21 protein-coding genes are annotated in these 18,512 nt (G+C 56.2%); 11 read left to right on the forward strand and 10 right to left on the reverse strand.

Annotated features, from left to right (window positions below):
- Window positions 1–252: 252 nt before the first annotated feature.
- A complete protein-coding gene (locus ACMXYH_RS21855) occupies window positions 253–1,392 on the reverse strand; it encodes a putative phage abortive infection protein (RefSeq protein ID WP_415764916.1) in 1,140 nt (379 codons plus the stop codon).
- Window positions 1,393–1,772: 380 nt separating this feature from the next.
- Between ACMXYH_RS21855 and ACMXYH_RS21860 the strand changes: the two genes are divergently transcribed.
- From ACMXYH_RS21860 to ACMXYH_RS21875, 4 genes are all read left to right on the forward strand, one after another.
- Window positions 1,773–2,363 carry a hypothetical protein gene (locus ACMXYH_RS21860; RefSeq protein ID WP_415764917.1) on the forward strand — a complete coding sequence of 197 codons (591 nt, stop codon included), beginning with the start codon at window positions 1,773–1,775 and terminating at the stop codon, window positions 2,361–2,363.
- A 9-nt stretch (window positions 2,364–2,372) separates the two neighbouring features.
- Window positions 2,373–2,657: a phage antirepressor KilAC domain-containing protein gene (locus tag ACMXYH_RS21865; protein WP_415764919.1), complete on the forward strand. Its 285-nt coding sequence runs from the start codon at window positions 2,373–2,375 to the stop codon at window positions 2,655–2,657.
- 158 nt (window positions 2,658–2,815) lie between these two features.
- Entirely contained in the window at window positions 2,816–3,133 is a 318-nt protein-coding gene (locus ACMXYH_RS21870; RefSeq protein ID WP_415764920.1) for a pyocin activator PrtN family protein, read from the forward strand.
- Window positions 3,134–3,190: 57 nt separating this feature from the next.
- The gene (locus tag ACMXYH_RS21875) at window positions 3,191–3,610 is read left to right on the forward strand and encodes a hypothetical protein (protein ID WP_415764921.1); all 420 of its coding nucleotides are present in this window, start codon (window positions 3,191–3,193) and stop codon (window positions 3,608–3,610) included.
- A gap of 462 nt (window positions 3,611–4,072) precedes the next feature.
- Here the strand turns inward: ACMXYH_RS21875 and ACMXYH_RS21880 are convergent, their stop codons facing one another.
- Window positions 4,073–4,678 (reverse strand): hypothetical protein, encoded by a 606-nt coding sequence (locus ACMXYH_RS21880; RefSeq protein ID WP_415764922.1) that lies wholly within the window; start codon window positions 4,676–4,678, stop codon window positions 4,073–4,075.
- Between the two features lie 166 nt (window positions 4,679–4,844).
- Here ACMXYH_RS21880 and ACMXYH_RS21885 point away from each other — a divergent pair, with 166 nt between their 5' ends.
- A complete protein-coding gene (locus tag ACMXYH_RS21885; RefSeq protein ID WP_415764924.1) occupies window positions 4,845–5,120 on the forward strand; it encodes a pyocin activator PrtN family protein in 276 nt (91 codons plus the stop codon).
- Window position 5,121: 1 nt separating this feature from the next.
- On the opposite strand, the gene ACMXYH_RS21890 is transcribed toward ACMXYH_RS21885, so the two are convergent.
- A complete protein-coding gene (locus ACMXYH_RS21890; protein WP_415767737.1) occupies window positions 5,122–6,246 on the reverse strand; it encodes a site-specific integrase in 1,125 nt (374 codons plus the stop codon).
- A gap of 102 nt (window positions 6,247–6,348) precedes the next feature.
- Here ACMXYH_RS21890 and dusA point away from each other — a divergent pair, with 102 nt between their 5' ends.
- Window positions 6,349–7,359: a tRNA dihydrouridine(20/20a) synthase DusA gene (gene dusA / locus ACMXYH_RS21895; RefSeq protein ID WP_415764925.1), complete on the forward strand. Its 1,011-nt coding sequence runs from the start codon at window positions 6,349–6,351 to the stop codon at window positions 7,357–7,359.
- Window positions 7,360–7,537: 178 nt separating this feature from the next.
- Window positions 7,538–8,464 (forward strand): transaldolase, encoded by a 927-nt coding sequence (tal, locus tag ACMXYH_RS21900; RefSeq protein ID WP_415764926.1) that lies wholly within the window; start codon window positions 7,538–7,540, stop codon window positions 8,462–8,464.
- Between the two features lie 241 nt (window positions 8,465–8,705).
- Here tal and rssC read toward each other — a convergent pair whose 3' ends face one another.
- From rssC to ACMXYH_RS21915, 3 genes are all read right to left on the reverse strand, one after another.
- Window positions 8,706–9,188, reverse strand: coding sequence for an anti-sigma factor antagonist RssC (gene rssC / locus ACMXYH_RS21905; protein ID WP_007935262.1), 483 nt, complete (start codon window positions 9,186–9,188; stop codon window positions 8,706–8,708).
- The gene (gene rssB / locus ACMXYH_RS21910; RefSeq protein ID WP_129442946.1) at window positions 9,188–10,369 is read right to left on the reverse strand and encodes a two-component system response regulator RssB; all 1,182 of its coding nucleotides are present in this window, start codon (window positions 10,367–10,369) and stop codon (window positions 9,188–9,190) included. The genes rssC and rssB overlap by 1 nt, the downstream gene beginning before the upstream one ends.
- Window positions 10,370–10,721: 352 nt before the next feature.
- On the reverse strand, window positions 10,722–11,411 hold the full coding sequence (locus ACMXYH_RS21915; protein ID WP_129442944.1) for an MlaA family lipoprotein: 690 nt from the start codon (window positions 11,409–11,411) through the stop codon (window positions 10,722–10,724).
- A 185-nt stretch (window positions 11,412–11,596) separates the two neighbouring features.
- On the opposite strand from ACMXYH_RS21915, the gene ACMXYH_RS21920 reads away from it, so the two are divergent.
- Together ACMXYH_RS21920 and ACMXYH_RS21925 are read left to right on the forward strand one after the other, a co-directional pair.
- Window positions 11,597–12,217, forward strand: coding sequence for an HAD family phosphatase (locus tag ACMXYH_RS21920; protein WP_415764927.1), 621 nt, complete (start codon window positions 11,597–11,599; stop codon window positions 12,215–12,217).
- A gap of 110 nt (window positions 12,218–12,327) precedes the next feature.
- A complete protein-coding gene (locus ACMXYH_RS21925) occupies window positions 12,328–12,591 on the forward strand; it encodes a DUF4404 family protein (protein WP_129442940.1) in 264 nt (87 codons plus the stop codon).
- A 202-nt stretch (window positions 12,592–12,793) separates the two neighbouring features.
- Here ACMXYH_RS21925 and queF read toward each other — a convergent pair whose 3' ends face one another.
- Both queF and ACMXYH_RS21935 read right to left on the reverse strand, forming a co-directional pair.
- Complete coding sequence (gene queF, locus ACMXYH_RS21930) at window positions 12,794–13,624, reverse strand: NADPH-dependent 7-cyano-7-deazaguanine reductase QueF (protein ID WP_046047822.1); 831 nt, start codon at window positions 13,622–13,624, stop codon at window positions 12,794–12,796.
- A 61-nt stretch (window positions 13,625–13,685) separates the two neighbouring features.
- Window positions 13,686–14,207: a copper-resistant cuproprotein CopI gene (locus tag ACMXYH_RS21935; RefSeq protein ID WP_415764928.1), complete on the reverse strand. Its 522-nt coding sequence runs from the start codon at window positions 14,205–14,207 to the stop codon at window positions 13,686–13,688.
- Window positions 14,208–14,362: 155 nt separating this feature from the next.
- Between ACMXYH_RS21935 and ACMXYH_RS21940 the strand changes: the two genes are divergently transcribed.
- Together ACMXYH_RS21940 and ACMXYH_RS21945 are read left to right on the forward strand one after the other, a co-directional pair.
- Window positions 14,363–15,043 (forward strand): heavy metal response regulator transcription factor, encoded by a 681-nt coding sequence (locus ACMXYH_RS21940; RefSeq protein ID WP_008151374.1) that lies wholly within the window; start codon window positions 14,363–14,365, stop codon window positions 15,041–15,043.
- Window positions 15,043–16,392: a heavy metal sensor histidine kinase gene (locus ACMXYH_RS21945; protein WP_415764929.1), complete on the forward strand. Its 1,350-nt coding sequence runs from the start codon at window positions 15,043–15,045 to the stop codon at window positions 16,390–16,392. Before ACMXYH_RS21940 ends, ACMXYH_RS21945 begins: the two co-directional genes overlap by 1 nt.
- Window positions 16,393–16,517: 125 nt before the next feature.
- On the opposite strand, the gene ACMXYH_RS21950 is transcribed toward ACMXYH_RS21945, so the two are convergent.
- Together ACMXYH_RS21950 and lolD are read right to left on the reverse strand one after the other, a co-directional pair.
- Window positions 16,518–17,762 (reverse strand): lipoprotein-releasing ABC transporter permease subunit, encoded by a 1,245-nt coding sequence (locus tag ACMXYH_RS21950; protein WP_415764930.1) that lies wholly within the window; start codon window positions 17,760–17,762, stop codon window positions 16,518–16,520.
- Between the two features lie 64 nt (window positions 17,763–17,826).
- On the reverse strand, window positions 17,827–18,510 hold the full coding sequence (gene lolD / locus ACMXYH_RS21955; RefSeq protein ID WP_165353274.1) for a lipoprotein-releasing ABC transporter ATP-binding protein LolD: 684 nt from the start codon (window positions 18,508–18,510) through the stop codon (window positions 17,827–17,829).
- Window positions 18,511–18,512 lie beyond the last annotated feature (2 nt).

Consider the following 18,512-nt stretch of genomic DNA (forward strand, 5'->3'; position numbering starts at 1 on the left):
TGCCACAAGCACACTATAGAGTTAGATTTTGCCGCCCATAACACCTTACTTTAGGTTTTTCCAGCCTGAAAATCTTTTCGCCATATCAATCCTACCGAGATGATATTTAAGATTTTAGTGGGATCATGGGCGTCAGCCTCTGAAACCAACGCAACATCCATTGTACATCACGGAGGAGACTTATATTTGCAAAAAACAAACAGATTCCTTCATCAAAGAACAGTTGTTTTATCCTTATTCCGGCGCACCAAATTATTGGTGTGAATGATGTGGAAATATATGGATAAAACTTGACGAGCTTCGAGCCTTTTGAAACTCCTTAATTTGAAAATCGGTGATGAGCTCATAATCAGCATAAGCTGTTTTCAAGTACATAGCAGACCACTCCCAGGAAACTTGTAAAAAATCATTTTGATCCATATGCTTCAATAGAGAGTATTTTTCCACATAGTACTTCAAACCATACCCTGTATGCATGAGACAATTGAAGTACAAAACCTTTAACTCATCATCCGAAATTTGCGCTCTTAGAATATTACAATACTGCCGTCGCTGAAAATACTCCATTCGAAGCTGCCGTTTAGACTTCTTACCTTTCTCAGAACCCTCCTCATATACCTCAAGCTTAAAATTATCAATTAGCTTTAGGATTTGGTACATATTTCGAAAGTATTGAGACAGAAGTATTTTATGTTCCTGATTGATTACCAACCTTACTGCTTCGATCAGCTTACCAAGGCCTTCGGCATTTAATCTTTCTTGCTGGGCCTTCCGCTCAAACCAGCTATCAATATTATCAAAGTTGGAATGCTGGAGCTTAAGCACACTATCATTTTCATTAACCAGATCGAGAACATTATCCACTAAAGACTTGAACCGATCGCCATCACCTAATTTATTAGGAGTCCGTATTCTTTCAGCCAGCCGACTGTGCACATCTAACAATCGAAAAAGAACCGATTCAAAATTCTGTCTTTCAAATACTGCCGTTTGTTTATCTTGAATTCGATTTGCAATTCGAGTTTCTTCCTTAGCCTCCTTAAGCTCTTTACTCTGCATTTTGATTGTAAATAAAACTGCGATCAACGCCATAAAACTGAGGAGTGGATTTAGAACCCCACCGAAGAAATCCCCTATCTGCCCCATATATTCCAACTGTTTCACATTCGTGAACTTCAGAAACGGAAAATCGACATTAATAGATATCTTCAACCAAAGAACAAACGCAACAAAAAAAATCAAAAACAAGCTAACAGCTAAAAATACAGGCCCAAACCTCATCCAAGAACACTTTTCGTAGATAGTCATCCCAGCTTTACGAAAGAACATAGATATCCTTTCGTTTCGAAGTTGCTTTCTGTATTCGGCGGCTAATCTTTTTTCGAGTAGCATCATGAACTCCTGTAATTAACATTAAGCAAGCGATAAAAAGCCGCCAATAGAAAAGGAAGACATGCTATCCAAAAGCCACTACGCAGTCCATTATCCCCTCCTACCAGAGTAGATCTTCCTTGCATGAAAATATCAACCAACAGTTGACATTGCACAACCAATGATTGACATTTATCTCACTCTTCCACCACAGAGCGAGAAAACACCATGCACACCACAGCCACCCTGCACGTCCACCCGGCCGCTGCTGAACCTTCCCGCATCTTCGAGATTCGCCGACTGGCCCGCGATTCCGGCTGCACATTTACCCCCACAAAACCCAAGCAAAAAGCTCGCACCACTCCCACTCCGTTCGATCCGAACGGCGGAGGGTTTGTAGCGTGAGCAAATTCAAACTCGACAATCGCGCACTGCAATTGCTCAACGCCCAGGTCAACCTAAGCGGCACCTTCAACCACGTACTCAGGTCAGCCCCTAAGCGCGACGCCGTGGCGTTTCGCCTGAAGGTAGAACGCAACGCATCGGACACCCTTTTCGTCGTTGAGCCGGGCAGCGAGCGCCACACGCTGACCTTACCGAATGAAAAGAAGATGCACCTCAAGCTGGCCGACTTCATTGAAGAGATCGTCAACGGCCCTTTCGATGCCAACAACACAGCCGACCTGACGAACATCCCGCACACCAGCCGCAAATACGCCCGCTTCGATATCGAGCATAAGCAACAGGTGTTCGACCTTGTGCGTACTGGTGGTGCAGTGAGCCTCGACATGGGTTTTGAGCTGCCCCTACACGTCGCCTTGCATCGCACTAAAACCCGCTCTGGTGTCACCACCATCATGAGCATTGGCGAAAAAAGGCCGCGCACCAAATGCTTCACCGTGTACGGCAGCGATGTCGAGATCTACGAGAAAGTGGCCGAGTCCATCAACCACCTGGCTGCGGCAGCAACACCCGCCGCGCACGCAGCTTAAGGGGATGTTATGGAACGCACACTCGCCCAAGCCGCCAACCAACTGGGGCTAACTCGACCCAAGCTCATCAGCCTCATGCGGGAAAAGACCTTGCTCAATGAGCGGAACCTGCCCGCCTACCCAAACCGTGACCGCGAGTACCTGCGAGTCAAGGACAGCAATTGGTTCCACCACCAGCTCGGCATGCAGTACAGCCAATCAACCCGTGTCAAACAACCCGGCATCCGCTGGCTGGTCGAACAACTGGGGCTGGAGCTACCAGAAATCCCGGTAGACAACCGTGACGTGGCCTAGGGAATACGCCCGCCAGATCGTCGCCATGCGCACACGCGAGGAGCGCAACGCTGCGCTCCTCGAAGTGCCGGTACATCTGCGGGAGCTGACCAAAACACACTGCCTGAATGCCTGGAACCACCCGGCAAGAACACAACGCAAGGAGGCTCAGCAAGTCAATGATTAACACCAGCCAGACACCGCTACGACTGCAACCCGCACCCGAGTCAGCCACCGTGGAGCTGCTTTACCGCACCTTCGGCGACGTACTTATCCCGCTGGAAAAAGTGCGCGAACAGTACTTCCGTAACCTCAACGAGCAATCGTTTGTGGCCGAGATCAACAGCGGTCGGATTCAGCTTCCCATCACAAAGTTGGATACCAGCCGCAAGGCACCGAAGTACGCGCACATCCGCCATGTCGCTTCGCTGATCGATATCCGCGCCTACAAGGCAGATGAAGAGATGCTTCGACCGCAGGACGACTCAACCGAGTAAGACACCCGACCCGACGGCTGCCACCACCAGCCTACGACAACACCAGGAGCACACCACATGACTGCAATTCAAATCTGCGCATTGATCGGCCTCATCGTCGGCGCTGCCCTTCTCTATTGGACCGGCTACCGAGGTGGACTGATCGATGGCCGCATTGAGGGAATCGACGAAGGTAAAGCCATCCAACAATCCGACAACTCGGAAGCCACTCGTAACCTGGAGCACTCACTACTCCATGTACGTGCAGACCGCATGCAACTGTACGCCCACTACGAGCGCGCATTGGCAGCCTCAAAACTGGGAGACCAGGAGCGTCAATCTCTACTGGCCATTGCTGAAAAACTCAGGATCGCCGCCGAGACATTCAGCGCATTCCGCACCGGCAAAAAACTCGAACGCGACTCACTCGCCCTCCGCGATCAAGCGCTCTCCATGGCAGCCCTGTTAGAGCCGGTAACTCAGGAGGATGCGGCATGAATCACCCTATCCCCATGCTACTGGCAGAATTGGTCAAGGAGGCTGCATGAGCCCGATTCTCGCCACCACCGAAACACGGCTCACGCATCACTCGCGCCTGATGGACCAACTCGCTATCGAACACCGGAGGAAAGCGGCATGAAAATGGAAAAGCACACCACCCAAACGTCGACCGCTTTGCTCCGCAACGCCAGTGGCGTCGACACACTAGAAACAAATAGTCTCTGCTGCACAGCAGCAGGCATTATTGCCCCGCTCAGCGCCACTGCAGAGGTACTTATACCCCACGAAAAGCTGCGCGAGGCAGACAAACCTAATGCAACGCTAATCGCTCACAATTGCCCGCCCGCGCAGCCTGCTGAGGGGTATAAGTGGTGTTCTAAAACATCCCGAGCCTCTGTTACCACTCCAGATCGAATACGACCTTTCGAAAAGAACCGGAAACATTGTCCAGCCGTCACCTCACTGAGCACCACCGGCATCCCCTTTGAGCTTTTGAAGGACCCAATCGGTGGTATGAGAGATGTCCGAAGCCTGCTTCCACCGCTTGTCTCTCTGATGGATCGGCTCGGGTGGTACTTCTCCCCATCCATGAACCTCAATTGCGAGAGCAAGGCCCATTGCGGCGACAGTCCGCAGGTTTGCTATCAAAACCATATCCATTTCTGCAAGATCGGTGATAGGGACGTCATTAATGAGCTTGTGGTGCACTCTCCAAAGCTCAAGGTCGTTGATCGTACGAAAGAAAGGAAGATGAGTAGCAGGATCCTCCAGCACGTTCAGCATACGATCACACTGAACTCCGAGCCGAATTGCCACCCATCGCAGATTCTCGTGGGCGTCCGCTCTCTTGCGTTTTTCTTTGTTCAACTCATGAAGTTGTGGAATAAACCACGCAGCCAAGATTGCTGCAATAGAACCAACCGCTTGCACCCACGCAGGCGCATTCTGACTGTCCCAGGACCACGTAAAAACCCACCAGCCAACCAATACGGCCAAAGGCGACAACGTCAAAGCTTTCACCAGTGTAATGACGGGAATAGTTACGGTAACTCTTTCAGGCAGCATGCTCATCTCCTTGCCTTCAATGGCGGCGCGAGATTGCCCCATCTTCCTTATAAGATCCATGGGGTAGCAGCAACATGACCACCGTTTATCTATACCGCTCCGTCTGCTCCTGCACTTACGGGCTCTGCAACTCGAATCAAGATCAATCCGCAGTTCTGGAGGCAGCATGAACACAGCCTTCATCTTGATGGCTCAGTACAACAGCCGGGCCATTATCCCGCTGGAGCAGGTATGCAAGGACTACTTCACGCACCTGACCACCGAGATGTTCCAGCGGAAGGTCATGGCTGGTCAGATCAAGATTCCGATTACCCGGATAGAGCCAAGCCAAAAAAGCGCCAAGGGTATCCACATCACTGACTTAGCAGCCTACCTTGACCTGCAACGGGAGGCGGCAGTGAAAGAATGCAATCAGCTCAACGGGTTCCGCCGAGCCAGTTAACTTACTGCTTTCCCCAGGCGCCTAGCTTCACAGGCGCCTGAATGATCCTCTCTAACCACGGCCATTCGGCATAGTGGTCGCCTCGCCCGCGCAGATGGGTGTATCTACGCAATGAATTCCAATCCCGATGCCCGGAAACACTGGCCACTCGAGGGATATCCCAGTCCATCTCAAATAACCGGCTCACGCCATCGTGCCGCAGATCGTGGAAGTGCAGATCTTCAATCATCAGAAACTTGCACGCCTTTGCCCAGGCAGTGGCGATCGATGACGAGTTGTAGGGGAAGATCTCTGCACGCTCCTTTGGCATGCTCTTCAGAATGCGCCAAGCTTCATCAGGGAGGTGACACCAAACATCGTTGCCAATCTTCTGGCCTGGGTTCTTCATGTCCCGCACCATCACCCGCTGACGCTCTTCATCGACGTCCTCCCAAAGCATTCGGCCGATCTCGTCTTGCCTACGGGTGGAGAACAACGCGAAGCCGGAGACTTTGAGCATGTTGATCGAACTAGGGCGACGCTGCTGAATACCTACAAAGTGCTCCAGCAGCTTATCCAGCTCGTCCTTGGTCGGCCGCCGATCCCGCTCGCGGCTTTTCATGTTGTAACCCAGCTTTCTCAACACCTTTCGAGCATCTGCCATCGCGTGGATATCGACCTCATACCCCCAAGCTGGCCGTGCAATCGATAGGACAGCCCCGAGGTGCGCCAGATCGTTGCCTGCCGTCTGCGGCTGGACACCGCCGCCCTCTTTGCTCATACGCCATAGTGCAAAATCCACCAATCGCTGACTGTTGATGGCGGAATCAACGGTCTGGCCAAACTCCGTCGCCGCGATAGCATTTAGAGTGGCTTCCTTGGTTTTACCCAACGGCCGGACTTTCTCCATTTCATCCAGGTACTGCTTGATCATGTCCTGTACGGTGACGCCCTTGCGGTTCGCCCGCTCAATCGCACCAGGCTGATCTAGCTCTGCCTCACGTCGCCGCACCCACGCTTGTGCCGCCTGTTTCCGGGCGAAGGTCTGGCTCTCTTGGTAGACTTGCGCTCCATCGCGAAACAGGCGTATCTGTGCCGTGTAACTGACTGAGCCATCGGTGCGTTTTCGTGCTCTGATCGTTGCCATAGTCGACTGGTACAATTCCGAAAGTGATTGGTACATTGTACCAGCGCCATCGAAAAAACGCCTGAAAACGCCTAAAAACACGCTATAAATACGTTGAGCCAAATGGTACCAAACACCCACTCCAGCCCAGTAAACTCAAGCCTTGCGCTATCTCGGCGGTTTTCCGTTGCGCCTATGATGGATTGGACTGATAGGCATTGCAGGTTTTTCCTGCGCCTACTCTCCAAGCACGCGCTCCTCTACACCGAAATGGTCACCACCGGCGCGCTCCTCAACGGCGATCACGACCGTTTCCTGCGTCACAACGAAGCCGAGCACCCGCTCGCCCTGCAACTCGGCGGCAGTGTGCCGCTGGACCTGGCGATGTGTGCACGCATGGCGCAGGAGCACGGTTACGACGAGGTGAATCTGAATGTTGGCTGCCCGAGTGATCGGGTGCAGAACAATATGATCGGCGCGTGCCTGATGGGGCATCCGCAGTTGGTGGCGGATTGTGTGAAGGCGATGCGGGATGCGGTGTCGATTCCGGTGACGGTGAAGCATCGGATCGGGATTAATGGGCGGGACAGTTACGAGGAGTTATGTGATTTCGTCGGTACGGTTCGGGATGCCGGGTGCACGAGTTTTACGGTGCATGCGCGGATTGCGATTCTGGAAGGGTTGTCGCCGAAGGAGAACCGCGACATTCCGCCCTTGCGCTATGACGTGGCGGCGCGGTTGAAGACGGATTTTCCGGAGTTGGAGATTATTCTCAACGGCGGGATCAAGACGCTGGAAGCCTGTCACGAGCATTTGCAGACGTTCGACGGCGTGATGTTGGGCCGTGAGGCTTATCACAACCCTTATGTGATGGCTGAGGTGGATCAGCAACTGTTCGGCAGCACGGCACCGGTGATCAGCCGGGCGGAGGCGCTGGCGCAGCTGCGGCCTTATATAGCGGCGCATATTGATGCGGGCGGCTCGATGCACCACATCACTCGGCATGTGCTGGGGCTGGGCACCGGGTTTCCCGGGGCGCGCAAGTTTCGGCAGTTGTTGTCGGTGGATATTCACAAGGCTAAAGAGCCTTTGGCGTTGCTGGATCAGGCGGCGGAGTTGCTTGAGGGGCGTTAACGGTCGCTTGGGTTGAACCTGCGCCCGGATTTGGCATCGTATTTACCGATACCGCGCCCCGCCTTTCAAACAGCCGTTTTCCGGATGTTGCCGCTCGGGCCCTCGATACGTACACACACCCTTGAGTGGCTGTCAGCGCTCGGGTAATGTCATTAGACCCATAGGACAGAGCACGCCCATGACTTCCAAGCTGGAACAACTCAAACAAATGACCACCGTTGTTGCCGATACCGGCGACTTCGAAGCTATCGCTCGCGTTAAACCCGTGGACGCTACCACCAACCCTTCCCTGCTGCTCAAAGCGGCGGCCATTCCCGGTTATGCCGAGTTGCTGAACGCTTGCGTCAGCGACTGCAAGGGCGATGTTGGCCTGGCCAGCGACCGTTTTGGCGTCGCGGTAGGGCAAGAAATTCTGAAAGTGATCCCTGGCCGTATTTCCACCGAAGTGGATGCGCGCCTGTCGTTCGACACTGACGCCGTATTGAAGCGTGCGCACCGTCTGATCGAGTTGTACGACAAGGCCGGCATTGGCCGTGACCGCGTGCTGATCAAGATCGCTTCCACCTGGGAAGGCATCCGCGCTGCCGAAATTCTGGAAAAAGAAGGCATTCAGACCAACCTGACGTTGCTGTTCTCGTTCGCCCAGGCTGCGGCGTGTGCTGATGCAGGGGTGTTCCTGATTTCGCCGTTCGTGGGTCGTATCTACGACTGGTACAAGAAGGCCAACGGCAACGACTACACCGGCGCGGATGATCCGGGCGTGCAGTCGGTGACGCGCATCTACAACTACTACAAGGCCAATGACTACAAGACTGTGGTCATGGGCGCGAGCTTTCGTAACCTGAATCAGATCGAGCAGCTGGCCGGTTGCGATCGCCTGACCATCAGCCCGGATCTGATTGATAAGCTGGCGGCGGACACTGGCAAGCTGGAGCGCAAATTAGCCCCGGGTCATGCCGGTGAAGCTCGTTTGAACTTGAATGAAGCGCAGTTCCGTTGGTTGTCCAACGAGGATGCGATGGCGACCGAGAAACTGGCTGAAGGTATTCGTCAGTTCGCTCGCGACCAGGAAAAGCTTGAGGCGCTGTTGCAAGCCAAGCTGTGATCTAGTTCAAGGCAATGCAAAAAGGGCGAACCTTAATGGGTTCGCCCTTTTTTATGCGTTGAATTTGGGTATTGGATGGGCTTCGCACTGAAGGATGTGGTGCTTGTTATGGCGCCATCGCGGGCAAGCCCGCTCCCACAGGGGATTTGTGATGGATCGCGATAGTGTTTACGACTGAGGTTATGTGGGAGCTGGCTTGCCTGCGATAGGGCCTGTAAAGGCCCACATCACTTTCAGGTGATCAGTGACGCTCGAGCGCATTCACCAGATCATGGAACGCCTCACGATTGGAGTCGTTGAGACCCATGAGGATCTTGTGCGCTTCAAGCACTTTGATCCGCACCACTTCTTCGGACTGATCCTGGTCTGGCAGGTCGGTCAGGCACTCAGGGCACGGGATCGGGCGGTCAACGATGTTGAACACTTGCTCGAAGCCCATGGACTGCAGCAGACGGGTGATGTCTTCGTGGGTGGTGACGACGGTCGGCAGCAAGCCGACCTTTTGCCGCGACAGGATCGACAGCTTGGCCAAAAGGCCAAGGGTGGTGCTGTCGATGCTGCGGGTTTCGGTCAGGTCGATCACGATCGCGTTGAAGTTCAACGCCGTGAAGATCCGCTCAATAGTCGCATCCAACGCCGAGCACAGGGTCAGGCGAACTTCACCGACGAACTTCAGGACGAAGGTGCCATCCTGCTCGGCGAACTGGATTCTACCGGTACTCATTAAAGATTCCTGCTCAACACCAACAGGGCGATATCATCCGGCATCTCCCCTAGCGTGGCCAATCCAAAAACCTGCCGCAGACCATCCAGGCTGCCGCCCGCTGCCTTGACCCGTTGGGGCAAAGCCGCTTCTTTTTCTTTGAGTGTAGGTTCTGGCAAAAGGTCCAGAATGCCATCGGACATCAGCGTCAGGCTGAACGTCGGCGGCAGCTCCAGTACGTGGTCTTCGTAGGTGGCTTCATTGAAGAGGCCCACCGGCAGACCACGCCCTTCCAGATAACAAACACTGTCTGGCGTGTACAACACAGGCAACGGCAAATGACCGCCGATGCTATAGGTCAACAAACCTGTCTCCTCGTCGATGACTCCACCGACCATTGTGACGTGTTTACCCAGCTTACAACTGATCAGGCCTCGGTTGATATGACCAAGGACCTCTGAAGGCTTGAATTCCGGCAATGTACCGCTGCGCTTGGACTCGAACAGCAAGCGCGTGGTCATGAACTTCAGCAACACGGTAACGAAGGCTGAAGAGGCGCCATGACCGGAAACGTCCGCCAGGTAGAAGGCTACCCGACGCTCGTCGACCCGAAAGTAGTCGACGAAATCACCCGACAGGTACAGCGACGGAATGATCTGGTGAGCAAACTGGAACTCGTTGATGGTCCAGGGACTGACCGGCAGCATGTTCATCTGCACCTGGCGACCGGCGTTCTGGTCTTCCTGGAGCAGGTTCAGGCTGGCGGCGAGCTCGCGGTTGGCCTTTTCCAGCTTCTCGCGGTAGCGCTGGTTTTCCAGCAGCAGGCGCGCACGATCCAGGGCCCGGCGCACAGAGTGCTCGAGCACAGCCAGATCTTCGAGAGGCTTGATCAGGTAGTCCGCTGCGCCCAGGCGCAGGGCCTCGACCGCGTCGTTCATCACGCCGGCGCCCGAAACCACGATCACCGGGGTTTGTGGCGACAGCTCGGTGACCTGGCGAATGAGTTCGAGTCCGCCCATCTGTGGCATGCGCAGATCGCAGATGACCAAGTCGGGCTTGTCTTGCTCGAATACCTGAAGACCCTGCTGGCCATTGCTGGCCTGCAAGACGCTGAAACCACTGTCTTCCAAATAGGCGGCGAGGCTCGCGCGCACTACTTCGTCATCATCGATTATCAGCAGCGTGGCACTGGTTTTTGGCATGTGGGCAAACGGCGCCAGAATTAGGTTGGCGTAGCAGGCAGGGGCTTTGTCCCGGCTCACACTACTGGATTCGCTTTCTAGCCTCTCTACTGCACTGTTTTCGAGCATTTGCCCTACACACAGGTACACCAGAGGTGCCCTTCTAAGGCGCAGACGGTACTCCCATCCGCGGGGCGTTTCAAGCTCACGCCGATGGTCGCTTGACGTCTTTCCATTTCAAATCACCCGGAGTTATAAGAACCGGCAAAACCGTAACGTAATGGAAGGTTCGATTCCATCAGTCAAACCGGCCCCGCAAGCCAAACGAAAGAAGGCGGCCCACTGGCCGCCTTCTTCGTTTTACCGGTCGAGATCAAAAATCGTCTTCGACCTGGCCGTCTTTGACTTTGAATTCGCGGTTCTGCAAGTACGCATTGCGGATGAAGGTGTACTTGTCGCCGGTGATCAGCTTCTCGCTCGACAGCAGGTTGGCGCGGGTGTCGATGATGTTCAGGCCGAAGATCGAGTTACGCACGGGCACGTCGTTGATGTAAGGGTACGGGCCGGTGTAGCCGTCGACATACTTGGACGGCGCGTCACGCAAGGTGCTTGGGCCCAGAAGCGGCAGCATCACGTAAGGGCCGCTGCCTACGCCCCAGTAGCCGAGGGTCTGGCCGAAGTCTTCGTCATTGCGTTGCAGGCCCATCTTGGTGCCCACATCAAAGAAGCCCAGCAGGCCGAAAGTGGTGTTGAAAATCAAGCGTGCGGTGTCGACGCCAGCGGCGGCCGGTTTGGCCTGCAAAATATCGTTGGCAAGGTTGGTGACTTCACCGACGTTGCGGAACATGTTGTGGATGCCGTCTTCAAGGAACTGCGGCGTCACGAACTGATAGCCCTGGGCCAAAGGCTTCAGCGCATACGTGTCGAGCACATCGTTGAACTTGTAGATCGGGCGGTTGATGCTTTCCCAAGGGTCGTCTTCCGAGGCTGCCTGGGCAACGAACGGAACCAGCAATACGCTGGTAAACACACAAAACTGAGCTAGATGATTGCTCCAGCGCATAGAAAAACTCCTTGGATTGTACTGGCGCGGGCGCTTGGCCCAAGCGTTAAGCGGGCTAGTATAAGACGGAAAAGCCGCTTTAGGCAGCTTGCGGATCATTCGTGATGATTGTGAGCGATTCACATCAGTGTCACTCAACTGTCACCGTCGCCCCCTAGCCTTGAGGCTATTTCAGGGACGTTGATATGCCGCACGCCGAAACCTTGCCCCACATTGCGCCCAGCCTGACCGCCGTACTGTTCGGCCTCAGTGGTTGCCTGGTGGATTTCGGTGCCCGCACACGTGCACACGGCATCCCCTCTGCCATGCACGCCGAGGCCACGCCCGGCGCGCTGGATAGCCTGCGCAGCTTGCAGCATCAGCAGATTCCCTGTGCCTGGCTCGATGAACTCCCCTCTGCCCTCAGCCATTCCCTGGCCGCTGCCTTGCCTTCATGGATCAAACCCTCGCAACACCCCGAAACAAACAATCCATGGCCGGCACCGCACGCCTGCTGGCAAGCCTTGATGACGTTGAATGTTGAACGACTGGAGGGTTGCGTTCTGGTCAGCGGCGAACCGCGATTGCTGCAAGCGGGGCTCAATGCCGGTTTGTGGACGATTGGGCTGGCGTCCTGCGGCTCACTCTGCGGCCTGGCGCCCAACGAATGGCAGGCGCTGACTCAGCAGGAACGGGAATTCAAACGCGGCAAGGCAACGATGCAACTGTTCGGTCTGGGTGTGCATTCGGTGATCGATCACCTCGGTGAACTCGACACCTGCCTGGCCGACATCAGCCTGCGCCGGCTCAAGGGCGAAAAGCCCTGATCGAGATCATGCAGGTTACGCGCGAGTGGATTAATCTAAAGGTCAAGCCATAGACCTTTGGCGTGCTGCTGCGGTCTATGCCAGTGCCTATCGATAAAAGGAAGAACGCCATGCCTGCCCGCGAACTGCAACAACAGCTCAATACTCTGCGCGAGCAATTGGAACAGAATCCACCGCTGACCGAAGCCGAGCGCGAAGACCTGCACGCGCTGATGCAACAAATCGAACTGGAAATTGAGCTGGAAACCAAAACCCAGGACTCCAGCCTCTCCGACAATGTGAACCTGGCCGTCGAGCGTTTCGAAATCGAACATCCAACCCTTGCTGGCACCTTGCGCAACATCGTGCAAGCCCTGGCCAACATGGGGATCTGAACCCGCTGAATACAAAAAAGCCCCGCTAGTGATAGCGGGGCTTTTTCATATCTGCAATTTGAAATGCGATCCCCTGTGGGAGCGGCGGTGCGGCGATCCGACTTGCTCGCGAAGGCGGAGTGTCAGGCACCATTAATGCTGACTGATACACCGCTTTCGCGAGCAAGTCGGATCGCCGCACCGCCGCTCCCACATGAGAACTTTATTGGCGGACTAGACGGTGGTTTGGCAGTTGAACGGTTTCAGTACTGCGATACGGGTTGATGTCCAACCCACCGCGCCGCACATACCGCGCATACACCGTCAATTTCTCCGGTTTCAACAACCGTTGCAGGTCGAGGAAAATCCGCTCCACGCACTGTTCATGAAAGTCCGAGTGCTGACGGAAGCTCACGATGTATTCCAGCAAACTCGCGTGATCCAGTGCCGCGCCACGGTATTCCACCGCCACGCTGCCCCAGTCCGGCTGACTGGTGACCGGGCAGTTGGATTTGAGCAAATGGCTGTGCACGCTCTCCTCCACGATGCGTGATTCATCGCAACGCAGCAGTTCCGGACGCGGATGCTCATAGTTGCTGACGCTGATGTCCAGATCATCAATGCACACGCCCGGCAACGCCACGACGCCTTCGGCCTCGACGTCCTTCAGGCTGCGAATCCGCACGCCGACCGGTTTACCGGCAGCAGCCGACAGGTCTTTCGCCAACGTCGCCTCAAGGCTCGCGGTGTCGGCAAACGGTGTCTGGTTCAGGGAGTTCAAATACAGCTTGAACGACTTCGATTCGATGATATTCGGCGAATCCGCCGGGATAGTGAACTCGCCAATCGCCACGACTGGCTTGCCGGACGGCAACAGCCACGACAGCTCGAAGCAGTTCCAGAAATCCACGCCTTTGTATGGCAGGGTTTCAGCCGTCAGGCCCAGCTCGGCCCATTTCGCGGTGCGCGGGATCGGGAACAGCAAGGACGGTGTATAGGTGGCGATGTATTCGCTGGATTTGCCCAGCGGCGAATGTTCGGCTGCGGGATGCATGGCGGAAACCTGACTGAAGAATCAGCGGATTCTACCAGCCTTTGCTCCCGCCTTTGAGTGCTTACTGACTGACAGTCAACTTGCCGACCATGCCGGCCTGGTAATGAGCGGGGATGTTGCAGGCAAATTCCAGGTTGCTGGCCTTGGTGAAGGTCCAGGTCAGCTCGGCGGTTTTGCCCGGTTCGACGAGCACGCTGTTAGGGTCGTCGTGCTTCATGCCGTGATCCATACCGGCCATTGCGCCGTGGTCCATTTCCTTCATACCTGTAGGCGTCAGCATGCCGTTCTGCTGCATCTTCATCATTTCCTGCTGATGTTTGGCGTGCATTGCCGCATCACCGAGGTTGAATTCGTGCAACAACTGCCCTTTATTCACCAACACAAAACGAACCGTCTCACCGGCCTTGATATCAATCGCCTTGGGCGTGAACGACATGTCGCCCATGACGACTTCAACGCTGCGAGTCGCCTTTGCCGCCGGGGCCGGTTGGCCGAAGTCGTAGGTATGTGCCGGGGCAGCCCACGCTGGCGAGCTCAGCGCCAGCAAACACGCGACGCGCACCAGTGAATTGCGCAAAAACATAGTCGTACTCCAACAAGATAAGGTTCAGCCTGTGGAAAACTCTAAACTGCTGCGACTGCCCGCAACCTGACAGCCAGATTACAACTTTGTCAGGTTGACCTGTATTAACGCTGCCCACGGTATAAAGCGTTCGTTCCATTTGCCTCGAGTCGCCCATGAAACTGCTGATCGTCGAAGACCAACCGAAAACTGGCCACTACCTGCGCCAGGGCCTGACCGAAGCTGGTTTCAATACTGAACTGGTGGCGGACGGCAGCACCGGCCAGCAACTGGCGCTGACCGGCGATTACGCCCTGTTGATCCTCGATGTGATGTTGCCCGGTCGCGATGGCTGGCAGATTCTGCAAGCGGTGCGCGGTGCCGGTCTCGACACGCCGGTACTGTTTCTGACAGCACGCGACGCGGTGGAGGACAGGGTCCACGGCCTCGAACTGGGCGCCGACGATTACCTGGTCAAACCTTTCGCCTTCTCCGAACTGCTGGCCCGGGTCCGGAGCCTGTTGCGCCGTGGTAACGCCACACCTCAGGAAACCAGCCTGCAACTGGCGGACTTGCGTCTGGACCTGATCCGCCGCCGGGTCGAACGCAGCGGGCAGCGCATCGACCTGACGGCCAAGGAATTCGCCCTGCTGGAAATGCTCCTGCGCAGGCAAGGCGAAGTCCTGCCCAAGTCGTTGATCGCTTCCCAGGTCTGGGACATGAATTTCGACAGCGACACCAACGTCATCGAAGTGGCGATCCGTCGCTTGCGCCTGAAGATCGACGATGAATTCCCCAACAAGTTGATTCACACCGTGCGTGGCATGGGTTACGTCCTTGAAGAGCGCCCCGCCTGATGCGTCGACTTTCGTTAAGCAGTCGCTTGGCGCTGTTGTTTGCGGCGTGCACCGCCGTGGTGTCGCTGTTTGCCGGGGTGTTGTTCAGCCGGGCCAGTGAAGCGCATTTCGTTGAACTCGATCAGCAGTTGCTGGACGGCAAGTTGATTGGTTTGCGTCGGGCACTTCATGACATTCAGTCGAGTGAAAGCGAAGTCAAACTGGCCGATGAATTGAGCCGACAGGCCGATCTGTCGCTGCGGATCACCGGTAGCGACGGCAAGCGCTGGTATGACAGCTCAACGCACCTGCCTCAGGCATTGCCGACCCAACCTGGCTTGTCCACGGTGAGCAGCGAAGGTACGGACTACCGCGTCCTCAACGCTCCGTTGTACCTCGACAAACCTGACTCGCCGCAGTTGACCTTGCTGCTGGACATCACCCATCACCAGCACTTTCTGCAACGCATGCAGCACCTTATCTGGCTGACAGTCGGCTTGTCGGCACTGGCCACCGCCCTGCTCGGTGCCTGGGCCGCGCGCAGTGGGTTGCGGCCGTTGCGGCGCATGAGTGCGGTTGCCAGTGGCGTTTCAGCGCAGTCGCTCAATGCCCGTTTGCCCGAAGAAAATATGCCGCCAGAACTCGCGGAAATGGCCCACAACTTCAACGCCATGCTCGGACGCCTCGACGACTCTTTTCAGCGACTCTCGGCCTTCTCCGCCGACATCGCCCATGAATTGCGCACGCCGTTGTCGAACTTGCTGACCCACACCCAGGTCACCCTCACCCGCCCACGTCCCATCGAGGATTACCGCGAAGCACTGCACAGCAATCTCGAAGAACTGCAATGGATGGCGCAACTGGTCAACGACATGTTGTACCTGGCCAAGGCTGACCACGGGTTGTTGATGCCCAAGCGCGAACCGCTGGAGCTGGCTGAAGAAGCGGATTTATTGCTGGAGTTTTTTGCGCCGTTGGCGGAGGACGCTCAGGTCAGGTTGAGTCGTGAAGGCAGTGCGCGCATGGAGGGCGATCGCAGCATGTTGCGTAGGGCGCTTTCCAATTTGCTGGACAATGCGTTGCGGTTTACGCCGGTCGAAGGCGAGGTTCGGGTGCGGATTATTGATCAGCCTAAGGGATTGAGTCTGACGGTCGAGAACAGCGGCGACGGAATTGATGGGGCGTTGCTGCCGCGTTTATTTGATCGCTTCTACCGGGCTGATCCGGCACGCCAGGAAGGCAGTAGTGAACATGCGGGGCTGGGATTGGCGATCACTCAATCGATCATCCGCGCCCATGGCGGGCAGATTCGCTCTGAATCGGATAACGGGTGGACGCGGTTTGTGATTGAGTTGCCCAAGGGAGATTGAGGCCAGCAGGACTGGCCCCTTCGCGAGCAAGCCCGCTCCCACATTGGATTTGAGTCGTTCACGAATGTGTGGCTTAACTCGGTCAAATGTGGGAGCGGGCTTGCTCGCGAAAGCGGCCTATCAGACTACGAATACCGCAACGCGGTAGCCGGCTCGACTTTCGCCGCACGCCATGCCGGGTAAACGGTGGCGAGGAAGCTCAGAATGAACCCGGCGGAGCAGATCAACACCACATCCGCACCCTGCAGTTCGGACGGCAGGTTACTGACGAAGTACACGTCGGAACTGAAGATGTGCTGCCCGCTGACCCGCTCCATCCAGCCCACCAGTTCACTGACGTTCAGCGCCGCAATCACGCCGAGCACACCACCAATCAACGTACCGACAACCCCGATCACGGTGCCCTGCACCATGAAGATCGCCATGATCTGCCGCGGCGTGGCGCCGATGGTGCGCAGGATCGCGATGTCCGCGCCCTTGTCGTTCACCACCATGATCAGGGTTGCGATGATGTTGAACGCCGCCACGGCGACGATCATCAACAGCAGCAGGCCAATCATGGTTTTTTCCATCTTCATCGCACTGAACAGACTGCCCTGCGTGTGGGTCCAGTCATCAGCCTTGTAAGCGGTGCCCAGCCCGCCAGCAATATCACTGGAAACCTGCGGCGCAGCGTACAAATCCTTCACCGCCAGGCGCACGCTTTGCACCTGATTCGGCGCCCAGTGCTGCATCTGCGCGGCATCGGCCACGTGGATCAGCGCCATGGAGCCGTCCAGTTCGGCGCCGACCTTGAACACGCCGACCACGTTCAACCGCTGCATGCGCGGGGTGATGCCGCCCGGTGCAGTGCTGACTTCCGGCACGATCAGGGTGATCTTGTCGCCGACGTTCAAGCGGAAGCGACGTGCCGTGATCTCGCCGATCACCACGCCGAACTCACCCGGCTTCAAGGCATCGAGACGCCCCTGAACAATGTGCTGGGCGACGATCGACACCTTGCCTTCCAGCGCCGGATCAACGCCGCTGACCTGGATCGGCTGCATCGTCCCCTTGTAGGACAGCATGCCTTCCATCTCGGTGAACGGCACGGCGGCCGTCACTTCAGGATTCTTCATGGCCGCCGCAGCGACGGGCTGCCAATCGTCGATCGGATTGACGCCGACGATTGTCGCGTGAGGCACCATGCCGAGGATGCGCGAGCTCATTTCACGCTGGAAACCGTTCATGACCGACAACACCACGATCATCGCCAGCACGCCCAGGGCGAGGCCGATCATCGAGGTCATCGAGATGAAGGAAACAAAGCGATTGCGGCGCTTGGCGCGGGTATAGCGCGCGCCGATAAAGATCGATAACGGTCTGAACATTCGCTGGGCACCGTATAAAAATAAAAGACCCGACGTACTGTTCAGTACGCCGGGTTTCGGCCAATCAGATGGGCGTCAGGTAACCTTCCTGCAAATGCAGGACGCGATCCATCTGGCGAGCCAGGTTCATGTCGTGAGTCACCACCAGGAACGCCGTGCGCATCGAAGTGCTGAGTTCCAGCATCAAATCCTGAATGCCCTGGGCGGTGTGGGAGTCGAGGTTACCGGTCGGCTCGTCGAGCATCACCAGGCCTGGGTTGTTCACCAGGGCGCGGGCGATGGCCACACGCTGACGTTCACCACCGGACAATTCGGCCGGTTTGTGTTCCAGGCGATGCCCCAGCCCTACCCGCTCCAGCAATGCCGTCGCACGCTGACGCGCTTGCGGGATAGCCGTCTTGCCGATCAACAGCGGCATGCAGACGTTTTCCAGCGCGGTGAACTCAGGCAGCAAGTGGTGGAACTGGTAAACGAAACCCAGCGACCGATTGCGCAGCAAACCGCGAGCCTTTTCGTTCAGCGCCGACAGCTCTTCACCGGCCAGCCAGACGCTGCCCTTGGTCGGCGTATCGAGGCCGCCCAGCAGGTTGAGCAAGGTACTTTTGCCCGAGCCCGACGTACCGACAATCGCCACGCGCTCACCCGGATGCAGCTCCAGCTGCAGACCGGCCAGAACCTCTACCGATTCCGGGCCTTCCTCGTAGGATTTGCCCAGGTCGCGGCAGCTCAAGATTGCTTTATCACTCATGC

Origin of the sequence: Pseudomonas frigoris (genome assembly GCF_047758635.1) — a bacterium.
In the GTDB taxonomy this organism is placed as follows: domain Bacteria; phylum Pseudomonadota; class Gammaproteobacteria; order Pseudomonadales; family Pseudomonadaceae; genus Aquipseudomonas; species Aquipseudomonas frigoris.

Bases quoted from the DNA above. Each gene is read 5' to 3' on its own strand.
- ACMXYH_RS21855 (WP_415764916.1), bottom strand. From the start codon at position 1,392: ATGCTACTCGAAAAAAGATTAGCCGCCGAATACAGAAAGCAACTTCGA.
- ACMXYH_RS21865 (WP_415764919.1), top strand. From the start codon at position 2,373: ATGGAACGCACACTCGCCCAAGCCGCCAACCAACTGGGGCTAACTCGA.
- ACMXYH_RS21870 (WP_415764920.1), top strand. From the start codon at position 2,816: ATGATTAACACCAGCCAGACACCGCTACGACTGCAACCCGCACCCGAG.
- ACMXYH_RS21875 (WP_415764921.1), top strand. From the start codon at position 3,191: ATGACTGCAATTCAAATCTGCGCATTGATCGGCCTCATCGTCGGCGCT.
- ACMXYH_RS21880 (WP_415764922.1), bottom strand. From the start codon at position 4,678: ATGCTGCCTGAAAGAGTTACCGTAACTATTCCCGTCATTACACTGGTG.
- ACMXYH_RS21885 (WP_415764924.1), top strand. From the start codon at position 4,845: ATGAACACAGCCTTCATCTTGATGGCTCAGTACAACAGCCGGGCCATT.
- ACMXYH_RS21890 (WP_415767737.1), bottom strand. From the start codon at position 6,246: ATGGCAACGATCAGAGCACGAAAACGCACCGATGGCTCAGTCAGTTAC.
- dusA (WP_415764925.1), top strand. From the start codon at position 6,349: ATGGTACCAAACACCCACTCCAGCCCAGTAAACTCAAGCCTTGCGCTA.
- tal (WP_415764926.1), top strand. From the start codon at position 7,538: ATGACTTCCAAGCTGGAACAACTCAAACAAATGACCACCGTTGTTGCC.
- rssC (WP_007935262.1), bottom strand. From the start codon at position 9,188: ATGAGTACCGGTAGAATCCAGTTCGCCGAGCAGGATGGCACCTTCGTC.
- rssB (WP_129442946.1), bottom strand. From the start codon at position 10,369: ATGCCAAAAACCAGTGCCACGCTGCTGATAATCGATGATGACGAAGTA.
- ACMXYH_RS21915 (WP_129442944.1), bottom strand. From the start codon at position 11,411: ATGCGCTGGAGCAATCATCTAGCTCAGTTTTGTGTGTTTACCAGCGTA.
- ACMXYH_RS21920 (WP_415764927.1), top strand. From the start codon at position 11,597: ATGCCGCACGCCGAAACCTTGCCCCACATTGCGCCCAGCCTGACCGCC.
- ACMXYH_RS21925 (WP_129442940.1), top strand. From the start codon at position 12,328: ATGCCTGCCCGCGAACTGCAACAACAGCTCAATACTCTGCGCGAGCAA.
- queF (WP_046047822.1), bottom strand. From the start codon at position 13,624: ATGCATCCCGCAGCCGAACATTCGCCGCTGGGCAAATCCAGCGAATAC.
- ACMXYH_RS21935 (WP_415764928.1), bottom strand. From the start codon at position 14,207: ATGTTTTTGCGCAATTCACTGGTGCGCGTCGCGTGTTTGCTGGCGCTG.
- ACMXYH_RS21940 (WP_008151374.1), top strand. From the start codon at position 14,363: ATGAAACTGCTGATCGTCGAAGACCAACCGAAAACTGGCCACTACCTG.
- ACMXYH_RS21945 (WP_415764929.1), top strand. From the start codon at position 15,043: ATGCGTCGACTTTCGTTAAGCAGTCGCTTGGCGCTGTTGTTTGCGGCG.
- ACMXYH_RS21950 (WP_415764930.1), bottom strand. From the start codon at position 17,762: ATGTTCAGACCGTTATCGATCTTTATCGGCGCGCGCTATACCCGCGCC.
- lolD (WP_165353274.1), bottom strand. From the start codon at position 18,510: ATGAGTGATAAAGCAATCTTGAGCTGCCGCGACCTGGGCAAATCCTAC.